The 19,600-nt window shown below is 41.4% G+C and carries 13 protein-coding genes and 1 pseudogene; 2 read left to right on the plus strand and 12 right to left on the minus strand.

The features are described from left to right. Nucleotides 1–45: 45 nt before the first annotated feature. Nucleotides 46–612, minus strand: coding sequence for an RNA polymerase sigma factor (locus AC0IWE_RS14245; protein WP_055911177.1), 567 nt, complete (start codon nucleotides 610–612; stop codon nucleotides 46–48). A gap of 113 nt (nucleotides 613–725) precedes the next feature. Further along, nucleotides 726–1,508 carry a hypothetical protein gene (locus AC0IWE_RS14250; RefSeq protein ID WP_471793561.1) on the minus strand — a complete coding sequence of 261 codons (783 nt, stop codon included), beginning with the start codon at nucleotides 1,506–1,508 and terminating at the stop codon, nucleotides 726–728. Between the two features lie 228 nt (nucleotides 1,509–1,736). On the opposite strand from AC0IWE_RS14250, the gene AC0IWE_RS14255 reads away from it, so the two are divergent. Together AC0IWE_RS14255 and AC0IWE_RS14260 are read left to right on the plus strand one after the other, a co-directional pair. Further along, a complete protein-coding gene (locus tag AC0IWE_RS14255) occupies nucleotides 1,737–4,097 on the plus strand; it encodes a mechanosensitive ion channel family protein (RefSeq protein ID WP_471793562.1) in 2,361 nt (786 codons plus the stop codon). A gap of 287 nt (nucleotides 4,098–4,384) precedes the next feature. Continuing rightward, nucleotides 4,385–5,200 carry an MOSC domain-containing protein gene (locus tag AC0IWE_RS14260; protein WP_471793563.1) on the plus strand — a complete coding sequence of 272 codons (816 nt, stop codon included), beginning with the start codon at nucleotides 4,385–4,387 and terminating at the stop codon, nucleotides 5,198–5,200. A 97-nt stretch (nucleotides 5,201–5,297) separates the two neighbouring features. Here AC0IWE_RS14260 and AC0IWE_RS14265 read toward each other — a convergent pair whose 3' ends face one another. The 10 genes and pseudogenes from AC0IWE_RS14265 to AC0IWE_RS14310 form a co-directional block, all read right to left on the minus strand. Beyond that, entirely contained in the window at nucleotides 5,298–7,151 is a 1,854-nt protein-coding gene (locus tag AC0IWE_RS14265; protein ID WP_471793564.1) for a glycoside hydrolase family 2 protein, read from the minus strand. Nucleotides 7,152–7,201: 50 nt separating this feature from the next. Further along, nucleotides 7,202–8,281, minus strand: a complete 1,080-nt coding sequence (locus AC0IWE_RS14270; protein ID WP_471793565.1) for a glycoside hydrolase 5 family protein — start codon at nucleotides 8,279–8,281, stop codon at nucleotides 7,202–7,204. A 23-nt stretch (nucleotides 8,282–8,304) separates the two neighbouring features. Further along, a complete protein-coding gene (locus AC0IWE_RS14275) occupies nucleotides 8,305–9,339 on the minus strand; it encodes a glycoside hydrolase family 43 protein (RefSeq protein WP_471793566.1) in 1,035 nt (344 codons plus the stop codon). Between the two features lie 126 nt (nucleotides 9,340–9,465). Next, a pseudogene (locus tag AC0IWE_RS14280) lies at nucleotides 9,466–10,456 on the minus strand (glycoside hydrolase family 43 protein). Nucleotides 10,457–10,603: 147 nt separating this feature from the next. After that, on the minus strand, nucleotides 10,604–10,702 hold the full coding sequence (locus tag AC0IWE_RS14285; protein WP_471793567.1) for a DUF3823 domain-containing protein: 99 nt from the start codon (nucleotides 10,700–10,702) through the stop codon (nucleotides 10,604–10,606). Between the two features lie 32 nt (nucleotides 10,703–10,734). Continuing rightward, nucleotides 10,735–11,310 (minus strand): DUF3823 domain-containing protein, encoded by a 576-nt coding sequence (locus tag AC0IWE_RS14290; RefSeq protein ID WP_471793568.1) that lies wholly within the window; start codon nucleotides 11,308–11,310, stop codon nucleotides 10,735–10,737. A 6-nt stretch (nucleotides 11,311–11,316) separates the two neighbouring features. After that, nucleotides 11,317–13,221, minus strand: coding sequence for a RagB/SusD family nutrient uptake outer membrane protein (locus AC0IWE_RS14295; protein ID WP_471793569.1), 1,905 nt, complete (start codon nucleotides 13,219–13,221; stop codon nucleotides 11,317–11,319). Between the two features lie 19 nt (nucleotides 13,222–13,240). Beyond that, nucleotides 13,241–16,444, minus strand: coding sequence for a SusC/RagA family TonB-linked outer membrane protein (locus tag AC0IWE_RS14300; RefSeq protein ID WP_471793570.1), 3,204 nt, complete (start codon nucleotides 16,442–16,444; stop codon nucleotides 13,241–13,243). Between the two features lie 1,734 nt (nucleotides 16,445–18,178). Then, nucleotides 18,179–18,427, minus strand: a complete 249-nt coding sequence (locus tag AC0IWE_RS14305) for a hypothetical protein (protein WP_471793571.1) — start codon at nucleotides 18,425–18,427, stop codon at nucleotides 18,179–18,181. Nucleotides 18,428–18,460: 33 nt separating this feature from the next. After that, nucleotides 18,461–19,477 carry a glycosyl hydrolase gene (locus AC0IWE_RS14310; protein WP_471793572.1) on the minus strand — a complete coding sequence of 339 codons (1,017 nt, stop codon included), beginning with the start codon at nucleotides 19,475–19,477 and terminating at the stop codon, nucleotides 18,461–18,463. Nucleotides 19,478–19,600 lie beyond the last annotated feature (123 nt).

A 19,600-nucleotide genomic window follows, 5' to 3' on the forward strand; every position in this document is an offset into this window, starting at 1 on the left:
AAAATGTTAAGTGGGGGGATATACCTTTAGTATGGAATAGAGCGATTAAATGGTGGGCCGGTTGGTGGTATATGAACGGAAATTTCTCAGTGCCTGGTATAGTAAGGTTTCTACCGTTCGTACTGAAATGCCTAAAAGATCGGCAATGGTATCTTTTCCAAGCAGATCTATCCGGCTCATTAAAAGTACTTCACGCTGCCTAGATGGTAAAAGATCTATCAGGGCTATAATTTCGGTATAGGATTCTCTACTGGTTAATAATTCTTGCGGATTTAAATGGCTATCGGGATACTCAAGTGTATTTTGATGATCGTTTAAGCTCAGTAACGTTAGCTTTGCCCGCTGAATTGCATTAAAAGACAGGTTTTTGGCAGATGTAAACAGATAATTTTTAACCGATTTTACCTCGAGATGGTTCCGTTTATCCCATAAGCGCATAAAAAGATCGGCGATTAATTCTTCTGCCTTATTGTAATCTTTAACATAAATGGAACTAAACTTACATAAAGGGGCGTAGTAGCGGTGAAAAAGTATTTCGAGTGCAAGGCGGTCTTCATTCATTAATAAAGACATTAAATCTTCATCACTTTTGCTTAAATATACATCCCTCATCTTACAGGCAAAATTAGTCTGCCTTCGTTAGCTTAATATTAACGCAGTTTTGCCTTTAAGTTAGCTATGTATTAATTTGATTATATAAGGGTGCAGTTTGAGCGTATTGAATGCTACTCCGTAAAAACCGTCATTGGGTCTATTTCTTTAAACAGGTAGGGTTTGTGTTTGCGCATTGTGCCATAACTCAATTCAGAGGGCATATTTTCTTTCATCGTATTGATATCTTCAGTAGTTATCTTCCTGTTTAGTATATCATATTCTACTCTTGTTTGTTGGCCGGCACCTACATTGTAGGTTTCCATATAGGTAAATACCAACTCATTATCAATAAAGCGGTACCTGGTTTCGCGGTTGCCTACGGGGCCACTACCAAAGGTTGAAATGATTAAATTTCTTTGTTCATCTATTTTGATGTCTTCACTATCATATTGCTGATAATCGCCATTGATGTACGCGGCACCAATGGCCTGCCAGGAAGCAGCATATAAACGGTAACCGCCCGCGGGCTGCTTAAACAAAACCAGGGTAGGCCGCAAATCGGTACTGTCTGTTTTGTTTTGAAGCACCAAAACCACATCTTCAAGGTTATCGTTATCGAGTAGCCCTTTCGCATCCATCGTAATTTGGTACGGTTCGGTTACAAAATCTTCAACAGTGTTTCCCTGCTGTGGAAATTCGACAGCTGCTATTGGTTTTGCATCGCTATTTTTTGCCTGAAGAATTACTTTTTGAGTATCGACAACAGCCTGTACGGCACTATCGGGATTAGTGGTTGCTGCTGCCTGCTGTGGTTTCATGCCCGCACCAAACCAATGTAATTTATAAACAAACACCACTACAAGTAAAAATATAACGGCTATAATGGCAACGATAATTTTTGTCTGTTTTTTCATGAGCGATCTTCTAATTTTGAATGGCAATAAGGTTGTAAACCACCAAAGGCGATAAATGTTGATTAAAATTAAACGATTTCTGTTCAAATGAACATTAGTTTGTTAAATACTTTATCAATTATTCAATTCGTTGTTATAGCCAGGGGCATTATCTATAAAATCAATTCAAATCGTTATTTTTGACCCTACATTCCTGCAAAAAAAGATATTCAATACTTTTAAAACCCAATGATAACAAGAAATTCTTTCTCCATAGCTATCCGAAACTTTTTGCCTATACTTTTCATCTTATTTTTTACGGGCGAAACATTTGCACAAAAAGGTAAACCTGTAGATAAGAGCCAGGATGTATCTCTCCTTTCAGATTCTGCTACCCTTACCAAAGGCGATTACCTTGCCCATTTGGAGAAAGTTTTCGAGGTGGTAAATAAAGTACCTGTAACGGTTTCTTCCTTTAAAAAATTAAGACCAATAGAAGCGCATTTAACGCAGGATGAAGCTGCACTTGCCTTGCTTAAAAGTAGACTGACGCAAAGCGACCGCACAATGAACCTGCAGAATTTGCAGATGGACGAAACCTTGCTAAAAGAGCTGAGAAGCAATAATAAAGATTGCTTGGCAGACCTTGATGAATATGAAAAGGAACTGCGGGCGCTTAAAACTGAAATTCTTAACCTGCGAAAGGATACTGTACTGATTAAGGTATTTACGCAACCTGCCATGCGCATCATGTTTAAAGATCAGTTTGCGGAGCTAAAGAAGAAACATGTTGTGATGGATAGTTTACTTAAAACCACCACCTTAACAATAAATAATTTACAGGCCAGAACCTCTTCGAACCTGATTAACATTAAGGAGTTGATGTACCTTACCGATAACCAGCTTGATGCTGTGAGTATAAAAGCTTTTGGCAAAGAGCGACGTTACCTTTGGGAATCGGTAAACCGACCGGCCAATAGAAGCATGGGTTTCCGGAGGTTTATTAAGGGTGAACAGGAAATTTCGGGTTATTATTTTGTATACACCAGGAGCAGTAGAGCGTTGCTGCTCTTTACCTGCGCGGTATTTTTCTTTTGGGTATTTTTTAATTTCAGAAGCGTAAAACAGCGCGGCCGTTTAGAAACCCTTGATGGTTTTTCGTTAATCAGTCCGCAGCCCTACCTCATTACCTTTATTATGCTTTTTGCACTGGCCCCCATTTTCGATCTGCGGGCCCCTGCGCTTTACATAGAAGCGGTACAGGTGATATTGGCCATATTGCTCACGGTATTTTTCCGTAAAAAATTAGACGCAAAGCTATTTTATTATTGGTGCATATTTGTGGTATTGCTCCTTGCCCCGGTTTTTCTGCGCTTACTGGGTATGCCACCAAGATACCAACGCTGGTTATTGCTTTTTTTAACCATTAGTTCGGTTATTTATGGCTTAAACGTGTGGAAAATGCTTGATGAGAAAACCAAAAGGTATAAAATGATTCTGACCACAGGCTTTATCTATACCGCTTTTGCCATAATCGCTATCTTTTGTAACCTTTTCGGCCGTTTTACACTTACACAAATTTTCTATTCTACCGGTGTAAGCTCGCTGTTGAATGCCATTTCACTTACCATACTGGCGAAAGTATTGGTGGAGGCTTTCTTGCTGCAAATGAAGAGCAGCAGGATTAGAAAGGGGTTTCCGGAACACTTCGACTGGCAGCCTGTAATTAACGGGCTTAAAAGACTAACAGGAATTGGTGCCACCATTATCTGGTTTGTAATTTTTACCACCAACCTTAATATTTTTAACGGACTTTACGAGTCGGTAATGGAAATCCTGACGGAGAAAAGAGTCATCGGAAGTTTCTCTTTTACCTTCGGCGGCATTGTACTTTTTCTGGGCATTATCTGGATTGCCAACTTCTTGCAAAAATATATTGCCTACTTTTTCGGCGATACCGGAGATGATAGTTTTGATGACAATAAAGGCGAACGTTCAAAATTATTGGTTACGCGTTTGGTATTGCTGATTGGCGGATTTATGATTGCCGTTGCTGCATCGGGTTTACCGATTGATAAAATAACGGTTATTCTTGGTGCACTGGGTGTGGGAATTGGATTAGGCCTGCAAAACATTGTGAGCAATTTCGTTTCGGGCATTATCCTCATTTTTGATAAGACGATACGTATAGGCGATATTGTTGAATTGAGCAATAAAAAAGGCAGGGTAAAAGAAATCGGTGTACGCGCAAGTACACTCCTGAGCGATGAAGGTGCAGAAATTATTATCCCCAACGGCTCTATATTATCGAATAACATCATCAACTGGACGCTGAGCAACAACCAGATGCGTGTAGATATTTCACTTTTAATTGCTAAACCTTTTAACTCTACAGAAGTTGTTGGCTTAATTAGGGAGATCATTACTGCAAACAATAATGTATTTATAAGCAAAGAACCAATTATTATGATCAGTCCGGTAAGTAAGCTGAACAGCACCATTAATATTTATTTTTGGTGTAAGGATATTTCGAAGGCTGATTTAACCCGAAGTATGGTAAATGAACAGATTTTTGAAGCGTTTGAACAGAAGGGTATAGAAATTTTGTAAAGCCGTTAGTCGGCACTACTATTTGAGCGTAACGTTCTAAACGATTTACGATTAAACGCCCGTTTGAAACGAGCGTTAGCATGAAAGATAGATTGATTACCATTGGATTTTTCGGCTACGGTGCACGCTGCCCGAAATAACGAAGCATATGGTCTTGTTTCTTAAATGGGCACATAAATAGCTTAACGATTGTATCGTTGTACAAAAAATTACGCTTAAACTTTTTTTAAAAATGTTAGCACAAACATTTGACAGATAATTCGGCATGTGTTTTTTATATTTAAAGCATGAATCATTTTGTGCTTTCCGAAATCAACATTTATCCCATTAAATCACTGGGAGGCATAAGCCTAAAAAAAGCACAGCTGGAAGACAAAGGCCTGCAATACGACAGAAGGTGGATGCTGGTTGATGAAGAAGGCATGTTTATTACCCAACGCAAGCATTTTGAACTGGCTCTGCTAAAAGTAAACATCACTGATGACAGGTTGATTGTATCGCATAAAACTTTAAATGAAAAAGAAATTTCTTTTGCCTTGGATGAAGATACGGGTGAACAGATTTCGGTGGTTATCTGGGATGATGCCTCAACAGGGCTCGAAGTAAGCAAGGCTGTAAGCAAATGGTTTTCTGATTTCTTGAAATTCAAAGTGAAGCTGGTCAAAATGCCCCAGGGAGCAAAGCGACTGGTAGACCCGAAATATGCTTCCGATAACCAGGTAGTAAGCTTTGCAGATGGGTATCCATGCCTGCTTATCGGGCAATCATCGCTCGATGGCTTGAATGAAAAACTTGATGATCCTATTCGTATGGACCGTTTCCGTCCAAATTTGGTATTTACCGGTGGAAGCCCTCACATTGAAGATACTTTTAAAACATTTTATATTGGAGATACTTTATTTTCTGCCGTAAAACCATGCGCAAGGTGCGTACTTATAACTATCGATCAGCAAACAGGCGAGAAAGGACAGGAACCACTTAGAACATTGGCTGGTTACCGCACCATAAATAAAAAGATAATGTTCGGGCAGAACCTGTTGCACCAAAACCCGGGTATTATCTCCGTTGGAGATGAATTAAAGGTAATCGATTGGAAAGATTAACTTCCATTTGCTGAATATAAGAGGAAGTTAAACCATTTCAATAAAAAAAGCTGGATGGTTTGCACCAGTCCAGCTTTTTTTAAAATTTGATGAGAAATTATTTTTTCACAGGTACGCTGATCTGATACAGTTTATCGTGCAAAGCTTTCATTTGTGTTTCTGAAAATTTGATGTCTTTCCTGTCATAAGTCATCAAGCCATTTGTTTCTACTTCCACATCAGTAGTTTGAGTATAAACACCTGCCGAAAGTCCCAATGGAATTAATTGTTCCAAACGTTTGGTAAACTCCGCATATTTATTAAAAAGATCGGTTTTGTTTTTAAAGCTCTGGTAACCCCAGTTGTTTTTTTGTTGCCACACATGGCCATCAATTGGTAGGCCCAAGCCTCCAAATTCACCCAGTACAAGTGCATAATCTTTTCCGAAATAATCTGGACTAGGCATTGCCGGATGTGGATAGTTATGTAAATCGATAATATCGCCTACCGGATGGAAGTTACCTCCACTGGCTGTATTTACCAACCTCGAAGGATCTTTCTCTTTTGTCCATTTTGCAATTTCTACCGTTTTGAACTGACCCCATGCTTCGTTAAAAGGAGTCCAAACTACAATAGAGGGTACATTGTAAAGGGCATCAATAATGGCATTCCATTCTTTTTTATAATACCCCTCAGAGGCTGCGCTTCTATTCTGGTCCGATCCGTGGTCTAAAACACCAGGGCGGTTTTCCCAACCGTTACCCAGGTCGCCACTCGGCATATCCTGCCAAACCAGCATCCCTGCTTTATCGCAATAGTAATACCAACGTGCAGGCTCTACCTTAATGTGCTTTCTGATCATGTTGAAACCCATTTCTTTGGTTTTATCCACATCAAATTTTAATGCAGCATCTGTTGGTGCGGTATAAAGCCCATCGGGCCACCATCCCTGATCCAAAGGGCCGTATTGAAAAACAAATTCATTGTTTAACAATATCCGCTGAATGCCTTTTTCATCTTTACCCATCGAGGTTTTGCGCATGGCGAAGTAACTTTTAACTTCATCCACTTTTTTATTCTTCGCAATCAACTCAACCTTAAGGTCGTATAAGAATGGGTTTTTCGGGTTCCAAAGTTTAGGATTGGCAATTTTTAAACTTATTGCATCTGTTCCGTTACCGGTTTGTTCTGCAACTTTTGTAGTCCCATCCCATGCAGAAACTTTAACCTGATCACCTGTAACTGCGCCACTTAAAACAGGGGTTACAGCTACCGACTGCTGATCAATATCGGGTGTAATTTTTATGTGATCGATGTGCGCTTTATTTACGGCCTCAATCCACACGGTTTGCCAGATACCCGTAACAGGCGTGTACCAGATCCCTTCGGGCTTTTTAACCTGTTTACCTCTTGGCTGAGGGCCATCATCTGTAGGGTCCCAAACTTCGACAGTAAGCGTTTGATTGCCACTTTTATTTAAAAACGGCGTAATATTGAAACTAAAAGGATCAAAACCACCTTCGTGCTTACCCACTTCTTTACCGTTTATGGTTACCGTACTTCTCCAGTCTACCGCGCCAAAATGAAGCAAAATTTCTTTGCCTTTCATGTTAGATGGTACTGTAAAGCTGGTTTTATACCAAAGCAAACTGTCTTTACCTACTGTTTTACCAACACCAGAGAGTGAAGATTCTACGGCAAAGGGAACCAAAATTTTGCCTTGGTTGATGGCTGGTTTCTGTGATTTTTCAGAAATGGCATAATCCCAGAGTCCGTTTAGGTTTTTCCAGTTGCCAGTGCGCTCGAACTGAGGGCGTGGATAATCGGGAAGAACATTTTTCGGATTTACATCCTGTGCCCATGGTGAAGAGATTTTGCCTTTTACCATAGACCATGATTTATCTTGTTGCTGAGCGGAAAGTGTAAGCGAAAGCCCTAGCAGCGAGAAAAGGATGGATACTTTTTTATTCATTGGTTTAAATTTGTGTGTAAAGGCCGGCTTACGCCGACCTGGAATCGGGTTTATTTGTTGTTGAGTTTTTTAATCAGGTTAACTTCATCCTGGCGGTATGGTGTTCCATCTGGCTGGAAGATTTCATGAAACCATTCAATTGGCTCAGAACCATCGGCCAATGGGGTATCCCAAGCATATTTAGTATTGGTTTTACCGGCAGCAAAGCCCCAGTTAATGGCTCCAACATTTTCATTTTTAAGCATTGGCAAAATGTTGGCAAAGCGGCTATTGCGTGAGCGCGCCATGTATTCGGTGCAGATTAATGGCCTTCCACTGGCTTTTAACAAATCTATCGTACGCTGGTGCCAATCTGGTGCTTCATAGTTGTGGTAGGTAACAATATCAGAGTTGGCCAACTGTATTTCATTAAGCTTTTCGAAACCCCAGCTCCACAAGCCGATAGTAATTGGCTGATCGGGATTTACGGAACGTGCCCAGCTGATGGTTTTAGTTAACAAAGGAATGGTTGCATCGAGTTTGCCATTATTACCCGGCTCATTGTACAAATCCCAAAGCAGGATTCTTTTATCATGTGCAAAATGGCCAAGCACATCTTTTACATATTTTTCGAGTTCAGGAAAGTTGGCTTCTTCTTTAAAAGCAGGGTCGCCCGGATCTTGCAACCAACCCGAATTGTGGATACCTGTTTTGGGCTCTGGCTGTTTGCCGATAGCCGAAGTTTTGTTCCAGCAATCATCAAAGAAAACAAACATTGGTTTAATGCCGTGTTTTTGGGTAATGGTTAAAAACTGGTCCATTCGTTTTTTAAAACCTTCAGGGTCCTGGCTCCAGGCTTTACTGAACAAAAATACACGCAGCGTATTAAAACCAATCCCTTCTGCCCATCCGAGCTCTTTATCTATTAAATCGGGAGAGAAGGTATCGGCCTGCCACATTTCCAACTGATTAATGGCATTAGATGGGATATAGTTTGCTCCGGTTAGCCATTTATTTTCCTTATACCAGGCATTGGCTTTTTCTACCGGCCATACTTTTGCGGGCTCTGTGTTTTTTTTGGCTTTTTGTGCAAATCCTGTACTTACGCTCAAACTCAGTGCAGCCAGGAGAACATAATTTTTTAAACTCATATCGGTTTTATCTGGTTTAGTTTTTATTTTGTTTTTGATGGTGAGGCTAAGCGTTCACCAGGTTTTAGGGGTGTACCAAAATTGGGTGTTCCATCGGCATTCCAGCTAAATTTTTGTGCCCTTGGCGAACGGAAGCCACCGCAGCCTTGCCCTGGTTTATCATTGGCATGGTATAAAATCCAATCTTCTTTGCCATCGGGTGATTTAAAAAATGAATTATGACCCGGAGCGTAAACTCCATCCTTTGGCGATTGTTGAAAAACAGGCTTTTCGGATTTTGTCCATGATTTTGGATCAAGCAAATTACTTTTTACCGATGCTGATAGCATGCCCAGCGCATAAAAATCCGTCCAGCAGCCACTGGCAGAATAAATGATGAATATTTTGTCGCCATGTACCAGAAACTGAGGCCCTTCATTTACATCTACGTGTGCACCACCACCTAAATCACCAATCTTTTCCCAATCGAATTTTGGTGTCGAGATTTTAACGCGTTGGCCATCTACCGTCCATGGGTTTTTAAGTTTAGCGATATAGATTTCCTGTTTTCCGTTCCGGTCTCCTTCCCAACCCGACCAAATCATGTACAACTGACCTTTAAAATCGATTACATCTCCATCAATGGCCCATTTATCTGTAGGGTCGGCTATTTTTCCTTTAAATACCCATTCTCCCTTCATAGGATCCGCAGCTGCATTTTCTAAAACATACATGCGGTGGTTATCATTATTGCCATCATCGGCAGCGAAATAAGCATACCACTTGCCTCTTAAAAACATTACTTCCGGTGCCCAGATTTCTTTGCTGTATGCTGTACCGGCCGGGGCTTTCCAAATGGTTTTACGTTCGGCGGTTTTCAATCCTTCCAAACTTTTAGCCTTCCAAAGGTCTACCCTGTTGCCCAATGAATTTGTATAGTAATAATAGCCATCTTTATAATAACTATAAGGATCGGCACCTGATGGAAGCAACGGATTTGTGAAGGTTTGCGCGATTGATCTGCCTACAAAAAACAGGCTCAGCATTACAAAAAGGCATTTAAGGTTTAGTTTTTTCATTGATTGTATTTTACTGCCATTTTTTACCGGGTTTTGTATTTTCTGTAATCTTTAAAATAAGCGATTTCTTTTCGTAAACCGATTTAGTTTTGTTTCAATATTTCTACAAATGCATTCAATTTAACATTAAGGAGAACCATTTAAGCTTTCTTTTAAAAACCGGAAACTTTTTTGATCGATCTGCATTTGATAGATCCCTTTTTTATCTTTTACAAAGGCAGCCTTTACAATAGCTGTGGCCCTTGGCGATACTTTCTGATTTGCATAATGCGTGTGAAATACATATTGTAACCGGCCGTTTTTATCGTTAAAGAAATCGCCATGACCCGTTCCATTAATATTAACCCATTTTTTACTGATGATTGGATTTCCATCATACTTTAACCATGGCCCGGTTGGCGATTTTGATGTTGCATAACCCACGGCATAATCCGGGTTTCTGAAATCATTTGCAGCATAAAAAAGGTAATACACATTGTCTTTCTTCAAAACCGTTGGTCCTTCGGTTACCGGCCAATCTGTTTTAGCGGTATTTTCCCAGGTTTCAGTTCCCGATAAACAGGGCTTGGTGGTTTCCTGGATCACATCTGATAAATCACTCTTCAGTTCGGTTACAAATATCCTGTTGCCATGATCTAGCTTAACATGGTAAAGGTAGTTTTTGCCATTGCTATCGGTAAATATAAATGGATCAATCTGTTTCCCTATGCCAGAAAGGGCTTTTACTTTTTCTTGTATAAATGGGCCTAGGGGGCTTTGGCTATGGGCAATGGCAATCTGCATCATCGGCGGTGTAAGCCATAAAATAAGTATTGCCCCTTTTAAAAACCTGCGGTGCCCAAAAACCTTTACTGCCAAAAGCATCACCTTTTGTTAAGGCGAAACCATTGTTTTTGCCGGCAGGCTTGCCCCAGTTTTTAAGATCTGTAGAGCGATAAACCAAAAAACCTTTATCGCTGCTGGTGCCGTAGAGGTAATAAACGCCCTTATCTACAAAAATTGTTGGGTCTGCAAGGTGAATGGTATCGCTTACCAGGTACCCGGCGGGATGAGCACTTACTGAACGACTTATTGAAAATATCGATAAGTATACTAAAATACCAATAAAAGTTTTCATCCGATAATAATGGTTAGCAAACCTTAAGATATGATAATTTAAGTGATGTAGACGTTAAATCATACAACACGTCGTCCTGAGCCTGCCGAAAGATTTGCTTATCATTATTATTAAAGCGTTTCGGCAGGCTCAACGTGACAATCTTTTTTAGAAACTTATTTTCGCCACAGGGGTAAAAATCATATCTTCCACTCCTGCTATTTTAACACCAATCCGTGCAAAAACATAATTTTGCGTGGGCGTCATTGATGGAATCGTAACCGATAAATTCAGATTGTTTAAATCGGCAATTGCTGCCCGGAAATGTTCTGCACAGCACCATCACCAAGGTTATTTCCGCCATCTACAAACTGTGTTTTATTGATGTACAGCGATACCCTTTCGATATCTTTTGCATTTGCATCGGTAATAATTTTTTCCAGTCTGCAAAAACCATTTACTTTACCCGCAGTTGCAGTAAGTGTTGCGCCGCGGATCATGTAATAAGGCATCACTTCGATATCGAGTGTTTTGCTTCCGTTGATGTTTACGGCAATGCTATCTTGCTTTCCGGCTGCATTCTTTTTCCAAAGAAACGGCCCTTGGTTGGGTGAGAAAACAAGTTTATAATTACCATCGAACAATTTAGCTGAATAGTTACCATCCTGATTTACATTAACATTTAAAGCGGAATAGTTACCAAAGCCTGATTGCCAGAGTTCGAAATTTACCTGACCGTACTCTACATTAATGGCTTCCCCTTTATATACAATTCTGCCTGTAAAATCAGCTTCGGGTGCATCGTAATTATCTTTTTTACATGATGAAAAAAGTACCGCAATTGCGGCTATGATGTAATAAAATCTATTTTTCATGTTAATTTACTGATTAGGGTTTCTAACAATTTTCGGATTTCCGTTTAACACATCCTGCCCGATTGATGAATAGTAATTGCCGATACGGAAACGGTGTGCAGCGGTTACTCTGCTTGGTTTAACCACTTTAAATAGGTATTTCAAGTGGTTTGGATTACCCGGATTATAGTACTTGTATGGCCATATACCAAACACTTGTGTGCTGGTGCGTGTGGCACTACCGATATTGGTTGCATTGATAAAATCTGCAGCAGACATGTTGCTGCCGTTCCATACTTTATCCGCAAGTCTCCAACGTTTCATATCCCAAAGCTCGTGCCCTTCAAAAGCGAACTCTACTTTACGCTCATGTACAATCCTGTCGAAAGTAATTTCAGCAGGGGTTAAGGCGGTGGTTAGGCCTGCACGGTCTCTTACGGGTTTAATGTAATTGGCTGCTGTAGCGGCATCACCCAGTTCGAAAGCTGCTTCTGCGGCATTTAATAATACTTCGGCATAGCGGTAACGCACCCACCAAACATCGCTACGGGTACCTATTTGCCCCGAGCCCGTTGCTGGATCTAAATATTTACGTACATAAAAACCTGATTGCGCACTGAATTCTAATCCATCTACAGGACCATCGCCACCCACTACCTGCACCGTACCGGGGTTGCCTGGCAATACATTTGTTTTGCTTTGTGCAAAATTATCTCCGGTTACAATTGTACCATTGGCCAATTGATAACCTGCCCAAATATCTACAGTTTTGCCTTTAAACTGTGTTCCGGGAAGGATAACAGTACCGGCCAAACGCGCGTCGCGGCCTGCAAAAATATCGGTAACATTGGTATAATAAACCGGGTTTCCGCCTGCATCTACCGAGGCAAGGGAAGCATAGGTATTGTCTAACTTTTCGAACGACTGCACCAGGTTCAATGATGGGTTTAAGCGCCCTCCCTGTGCCTCTTCGGCCGAAGAACGGGGCTGGTTATCGATGGTAAAGCCATGTACCTTATTGGTTTTCAATTTAAAATCTTTGGCAAAAATTACTTCCGGGTTACTGCCTTTATCGGTAAAAAGTGCTGCAAAGTTTTCGGATAGATTTGGATTCTTTTTATAAAGGGAATACTTACCGCCATTGATAATTTCTTTGGCGGCATTTAGTGCTTTGGTATAATAACCATTTGCCAAAGCGGATGAAATGCCAACTTCGCCACCTGGCAGCGTCAACTGCGAATTGCTGTATTTGGCGATAGCACCGGCATACAAGGCTGCTCTGGACTCCATAGCCAAAGCTGCTGCTTTTGTAGCCCTGCTTTGGACGGTTGCATTATCGGGCAAAATATTTTTTACGGCTTCGAGCTCAGCAATTACAAAATCGTAAACTTCTGCTTCTTTTGCCCTTGGGTATTGCAGGTAGGTTGGATCGCCACTGTAATCGTATACCAAGGGGATGGTAATTAACGGCACACCGCCCATTCTTTTTACCATTTCGAAGTAAACGCCGGCCCTGATAAATCTTGCTTCGGCCAGGAAACGGTCGCGGTCTTCAGCTTTCAATTGTGTAGATTCCTGCCCGCGTTTTATAAACAGGTTTAGGTTATTAACCAGTTTATAAACATCCATATCCCAGTACCGCCATGCGTCGTAGCCGTATTCCAAATTCTGGTGGCGGAAATAATCGCCTCCGGCTGAAGCAAAGCCTTCATCAAAATCGGCATATAACCACCATGATTCGATGCGTTGAAAATCTGGATAACTATCGTATAAATCGCCAAGAACAGTTAATACCAGGTTCGGATCTTTCCATACCGCATCGATAGGTAAGGTACTGGTGGGTTTCTTATCTAGAAATTCAGAATCTTTTTTACACGACTGCGCAAAACTTAAACATGCAATGGCAGCAAATGCGTATATTATTTTTTTCATTTGATTAGTCTTTTTCATGTTACAGTGTTAGTTTAAGACCGATATTAAAGAACTTATTTTGTGGGTACTGTAATCCATTGTCATCGGCAATTTCAGGGTCAACGCCATAATCTTTTAAGTTATCAATAGAGAATAAGTTGTATCCGTTTACATATACCCTGGCATTCTGGATCTTGATTTTTTCAGCCCAGCTTTTAGGGATGGTATAACCAATTTCGAGTGTACGGGCACGCAGATAACGTACATTATGCATCCAGAAGGTAGAATTTTTGTTGTAATCGCTATGTGTTGCATCATTAAACCTAAGCGCAGGGTATTTACCTGCCACCCAAGGGCTGTTCAGGTTAAAAGGATCGGTACGGTGCCAGCTGTCATCAGCAAAATTCTGTAATAAAGCACCTGTATTTTGGAATGCCCAGCGTTGTTCCCAGTTTTGGTTCCATGAGTACAATGCACCGCCTGAGAAATCTGCTGTAAAATCGAAGTTTTTGTAAGAACCGCCTATAGTAAAACCGAAACCGATATTGGGCTGACCTTGCGTGGTATAACCGATAGGTCTTTCATCAAATCCGTCAATCCTGCCATCACCATTCTGATCTTTGTAAATTAAATCACCAGGTAGTAAAGAGCGGTTACCTTTACCATCAATGTTCACTTTGTAATTGTTAATTTCATCAATGCTCTGAAACTGGCCGGTTACTTCATAACCCCAGAAGATATCGGTGTATCTATTGGTGCTATTGTTCCTGTAATTTTCCCATGAGTTACCAAAGCGTGGTTTATAAACATCGATCATCTTTTTTCTGCTGATGGAAAAATTTCCGCCAACGTTGTAGTTAAATTCGCCGATTTTATCTCTGTAGTTTAAGGCAAACTCACCTCCAAACTGCGCATCGCTGTTCAGGTTTTCAGGGTTTTGAGGATACCCCAGTTCTACAGGTACCTGAACATCATTTTTAATGGCAAATAACCCTGTACGTTTTCTATAAAAATAATCTGCCGTACCGGAAAGCTTGCTTCCGAACATCGAAAAGTCTAATCCGATATCGGTTATTTTGCTTTTAAACCAGCTCAGGTTATTTATAATCGGGCCTAAATCACGTGAGGTGGTAATGTTTTTGCCATCCAGAATAACTGTTCCCTGGTTGTACCTGTAACCTGGAATATAGGCAAACGGATCAATAGGAAGATCATCATCACCCAATACACCGTAAGATGCACGGAGTTTTAAATCGTTTAAGATGTTGCTTTCACCCAAAAGTGATTTGATAAATTTCTCCTGCGTAATTCTCCATCCGATGGAAGCAGATGGAAAATAGCCAACCCGTCTGTCAGGTGCAAATTTCCATGAGGCATCTCTACGGCCTGAAAGTTCCAGGTAATATTTGTTATCATAGTTATAGTTTAACCTGGCTACATAACCTATTCGGGCCTGCTCTTCCTGTACATCTGCAAAATCCTGTCCATCCATATCGGCAAACTGCAATACCGGTAAAATATTGGTCTGCGGTACGGCATGCTGAAAAGTGTATGTTCTAAAACGATCTAAACGCTCGGCTACCAAAACCCCACCTACGGTATGTTTGCCAAATGTGCGGTTATAGTTGGCCTGTATCTGATAGGTGTTGGTATATATTTTCTCGTTTCTACGCTCACGGTACGGATTGGAGCTGCCCACTTTTTCTTCGTAAACACCTGTTTCGGGATGGTAGGTATATACATTATAGGTATACTCATGCCCGTTAATTACGTTATCGGCTATGTAATAAGAATACAATCCTTTAATTTCCAACCCTTTTATTGGTGTATCGTAACTTGCTGATAAATTGGTTTGGAGTACCCGCCAATCTGATCTCCAGTATCCGGTAAGTGCTTTACTCTGCACGGCAAACTGTTCGGTATTGTGGCCGATATCGTTAGGGTAATTTGGGTTGCCATTGGCATAAGCCTGCTCTGTTGGTCTGTTTCTTAATAAAGCGAAACGGGCGGCGAAATAATCATCTCCACCTGGTACACCTGGCTGGTCGCGACTTTCGATACGGCCGTTAATGAGCATACCAACTTTAAAACGGTCGGTTATTTTAGCTTCGATATTACTCTGAATATTGGTTCTGTTAAAATCGAATTCGCGTGCGGTTCCATAAACACCTTTTTGATCTAATCGGGTGGCAGAAAAATAATAATTTACTTTATCGGTACCTCCTGATGCACTTAAATTAACGGAGCTTTGTGGTGCATTTGGTGCAATAATAATATCTTTCCAGTTTTGACTCTGGTAGCCGTATTCCGTACCGGCTTTCCATTTATCCAGTTCTGCCTGGGTAATGTCAGTTTTGCCATTGGCATTTAATTCGGCGGTGGCTTTGCCTAACATCCAGGTATAAGCATCGGTGGTTTCAGGAAAACGTACCCAATTTTGCCATCCTGTGTAAGCATCTACACTAAAGGTATTACGCGTACTGTTTTTACCCCTCTTGGTGGTTACCAATATTACGCCATTTGCTGCCCTGCTACCATAAATAGCTGCCGAGGCATCTTTAAGCACGCTAATGGTTTCAATATCGTTTGGTGATATGTTATTAAACTGGCCTGCATCCTGCTGTATTCCATCAATAACATATAACGGGTTGCCCATGTTACGGATCTGGATATTGGCACTTGATCCTGGCCTGCCATCGGGCATTCTGAAAGAAACCCCAGGCAATTTGCCGGCGAGGCCTGTACTTACTGTAGAGCCTCCATGCACTTTTTCGAGATCTTTACTGCTAATGGAAGAAATGGCCCCCGTAATGGCTTCCTTTTTCTGCGTGTTGTAACCTACAACAACAACTTCCGAAAGGTCGTTATCAGAAGGTTTAAGTTTAACGTTGATTTGCGTGCGACCAGCAATTGCAACTTCCTGATTGGCGTAGCCGACGTAAATAAAAATCAGTGTGGCGTTTTTATCGCTTACCTGGATTTTAAATTTTCCATCTCCATCTGTAGTAGCACCCGTGCTTGTACCTTTAATTTTAATACTGGCACCAACAACGGTCTCCCCTTTTTCATCGGTAACTGTTCCGGTAACGGTAGTTTGCGCTTGTGCACTGAGCTGAAATGAAAGCAAGATTAAGGTAATTGAAGTAAAAATAGCAGTGAGGACCTTGTGTTTCAAAAATATTTTTTGAAGCAGGTACCTATCCAGGCGTACAAAGCCGCCGTAAGAGAATAAACTTCTTTTCATATGGGTTAGATATTTGGTTAGTTACTAGAAGTAAATGGTTTTAGTTCGATTTAATTCTTGTCAAAGATTCGGTTTTTCGCTGTAGCACGGGATACGCATTTGTATCAATATTTCTTCATTTTGTCTCGTTTTGCTGTTGGAGGAAGCACGGTATTTCTTTAGTTTTTTACCACAGATGGGTAGAGATAAACACAGATAATGTTTTGTGTAGTGTCATATTGCGCGGAGTTGAAGGAGGTTTTTCTTTGTTTTTTTACCACAGATGGGTAGGGATAAACACGGATAATGTTTTGTGTTGTGTAATATTGCGTGGAGTTGAAGGAGGTTTTCTTTGGTTTTTACCACAGATGGGGATAGATAAACACGCATAATGTTTGTGTCATATTACGCGGAGTTGAAGAGGGTTTTTTTGGTTTTTTACCACAGATGGGGATAGATAGACACAGATAATATTTTGTGTTGTGTTATAGTGTGCGAAATGCAACGTAGCGGAGAAATCTAAGCGAATCTCAACTAAGGGCAAAAATAGCGAGTGCATTACGATTCCCGCATACGCGGGAATGACGACAGTATTAGAGACATTACTAGAAAGATTGCTTCGGCTCGCTCAATCCCAGCCTCGCAATGACGAATTTATATAGATAGTAAATCCAAAGATCTCTCCACTACGGTCGAGATGACGGATGAATGCGCCCCCTCAAAGTTGACGAATAATCCATTTACGGATGCCAGAATCTGCGCTTCGCTATTTGTGCCCTGCTATATGCTCCATGCTATCCGGCATAGGAAATGATGGAAGGAGAAAACGTTAAAGCTTTATCAATAGCTTTTCCTCTATCGCTGCATTGAGGCAGCACACACTTTCCGCCCCCTTCGGCGGAACTTGTGCTGACGACCAAAAAGCTTTAACGAATTTATCCGACATCAGTTCCAAGCCTTTCAGTTATGCCTGGGTGTTTGTTGTTTTTATAGGTAGTCATGCTTTCGCTGCGCTCAGGTTTGTTACTTTTGGGCCAAGCCAAAAGTAAGAGCCCCCTCGGCGGCTGACCTGTACCGATTTTACATCGGTAACCGAGGCAAGCCGGAGCGGAGCGAAAGCATAGCAACCGCATTACGATTCCCGCATGCGCGGGAATGACGACAGTATTAAAAACATTACTAAAAGGATTGCTTCGGCTCGCTCAAACCCAGCATCACAGTAATGACGGATTTATATAGATAGCAAATCCAAAGATCTCTCCACTACGGTCGAGATGACGGATGAATGCGTCCCCTCATAGTTTAAGAATAATCAATTTACAAACGCCTGTATCTGCACCTCGCTATTTGCTTCATGCTATATACACCTTGCAATCCGGCATAGGAAATGATGGATGGAGAAAACGTTAAAGCTTTATCAATAGCTTTTCCTCCATCACTAAATTAAGGCAGCACACACTTTCCGCCCCCTTCGGCGGAACTTGTGCTGACGACCAAAAAGCTTTAACGAATTTATCCGACATCAGTTCCAAGCCTTTCAGTTATGCCTTGGTGGTTGTTGTTTTTATAGGTAGTCATGCTTTCGCTGCGCTCAGGTTTGTTACTTTTGGGCCAAGCCAAAAGTAAGAGCCCTTCGGTGGCTGACCTGTACCGATTTTACATCGGTAACCGAGGCAAGACTGAGCGTAGCGAAAGCATAGCAACCGCATTACGATTCCCGCATGCGCGGGAATGACGACAGTATTAGAGACATTTCTAAAAAGATTGCTTCGGCTCGCTCTCCCCAGCCTCGCAATGACGAATTTTATGCATTTTACTTTGAAACCCTCCTGCCGTTGGCAGCGACCAATCAAAGTTACTTTGAAACCTTCCTGCCGTGGGCAGCGACAAATCAAAGTTACTTTGAAACTCTCCTGCCGTGGGCAGCGGCAAAGCAAAGTTACTTTGAAACCTTCCTGCCGTTGGCAGCAGCAAATCAAAGTAGTAATCTTCAAAAAAACTCATTTTGCAGATACCTCTTGGGTAGGAAGGTAATATTTAAGGCTGGCTCAGGTAAAAATCAAAAGGTTTATCCCGGTCGCATACCAGCGTTCCATCTTTAAACTCCAGTTCTGCAACGTGGATAGATGTGCGTTTATTTGAATATGAAAAGGTGTAATCCTGATCTAAACTGCCTTCGAAATGGGTTTTGCGTCCGGGATGGGTAAAGTAAAAAATATAGGCTTTACCCCCAACCACCTGTACATCGGCATGGGCACCAGTTGGGGTATCTTCAGGCCGGTGCCCGGGCACATCCAAAACCATCCCCTGCTTCTCCCAGCTTTTGCCATCTTTTGAGCGGTAAATCCGTTGGCCGTGCCATTCATCGGTAATCATCCAATAAAAGTTGTTAAAGAAAAAAGCTTTTGCACCCTCGTGCGGGGCACCACCTATGGCCGGCTTTGCCTGCGCTACCCAATGTTGAAGATCCTTGCTTTCGGCTGTCATGGTTATGCTCCCTTTAGAACTGTCTTTATACCACATGTGCCATTTCCCGTCGGGCATTTTTAATAAGGTTGGATCAATCACATGGTCTGAATTTAAGGTAATGAAACCTTTATATTTCCATTTAAATAAATCCTTGCTAGTGTAATGCGCAATTTTTGCCGTGCCTCCCCAATGGTTGCGTACGCCTTTAATATAGGCGAGGTACATATGGTAAATGCCTTTTTCGTAAATTACATCGGGTGCCCAAAAGGTATTTACACCGGGTTCAAAATTTAAATCGAGTGCACCTTTATACACAAAACTTTGCCCGTTATCCGTAGTAGTGGCCACACCGATGTTGGTACCATAGCAGTAGGCTACATCATTGGTTTTTGCATTTGCCCTGCGCTGCGTGTAAAGCATCCACCAACTTTTTTCGGCATGGTTGTATACCATAACAGGGTCTGCAGCGCCATCATAGATCGGATCGCGGTATAGGGGCGATGGTGCAAGCCGCAGTTGTTGTGCAAAAGCGTTGACAGTTAACAATAGCAGAATTGATAAAATTATTAGCCTAAGATTTTTCACGATTGGTTTATACGGGTTAGTAAGGTACAAATAATAGAATTTGCTTTGCAGCACAAAATTCATCTGTCTCAATCTTTCCACTTATCCTCTCAAATTCAATTTGAGTTAAAAGCAAAGCATTTC

It is taken from the genome of Pedobacter sp. AC402, from assembly GCF_979252805.1.

Excerpts from the sequence above, each read along its gene's own strand:
- AC0IWE_RS14275 (WP_471793566.1), bottom strand. The coding sequence starts at position 9,339 with ATGAAAAAACTAAACCTTAAATGCCTTTTTGTAATGCTGAGCCTGTTT.
- AC0IWE_RS14270 (WP_471793565.1), bottom strand. The coding sequence starts at position 8,281 with ATGAGTTTAAAAAATTATGTTCTCCTGGCTGCACTGAGTTTGAGCGTA.
- AC0IWE_RS14285 (WP_471793567.1), bottom strand. The coding sequence starts at position 10,702 with ATGACGCCCACGCAAAATTATGTTTTTGCACGGATTGGTGTTAAAATA.
- AC0IWE_RS14290 (WP_471793568.1), bottom strand. The coding sequence starts at position 11,310 with ATGAAAAATAGATTTTATTACATCATAGCCGCAATTGCGGTACTTTTT.
- AC0IWE_RS14305 (WP_471793571.1), bottom strand. The coding sequence starts at position 18,427 with ATGAGTTTTTTTGAAGATTACTACTTTGATTTGCTGCTGCCAACGGCA.
- AC0IWE_RS14245 (WP_055911177.1), bottom strand. The coding sequence starts at position 612 with ATGAGGGATGTATATTTAAGCAAAAGTGATGAAGATTTAATGTCTTTA.
- AC0IWE_RS14260 (WP_471793563.1), top strand. The coding sequence starts at position 4,385 with ATGAATCATTTTGTGCTTTCCGAAATCAACATTTATCCCATTAAATCA.
- AC0IWE_RS14300 (WP_471793570.1), bottom strand. The coding sequence starts at position 16,444 with ATGAAAAGAAGTTTATTCTCTTACGGCGGCTTTGTACGCCTGGATAGG.
- AC0IWE_RS14295 (WP_471793569.1), bottom strand. The coding sequence starts at position 13,221 with ATGAAAAAAATAATATACGCATTTGCTGCCATTGCATGTTTAAGTTTT.
- AC0IWE_RS14265 (WP_471793564.1), bottom strand. The coding sequence starts at position 7,151 with ATGAATAAAAAAGTATCCATCCTTTTCTCGCTGCTAGGGCTTTCGCTT.
- AC0IWE_RS14250 (WP_471793561.1), bottom strand. The coding sequence starts at position 1,508 with ATGAAAAAACAGACAAAAATTATCGTTGCCATTATAGCCGTTATATTT.
- AC0IWE_RS14255 (WP_471793562.1), top strand. The coding sequence starts at position 1,737 with ATGATAACAAGAAATTCTTTCTCCATAGCTATCCGAAACTTTTTGCCT.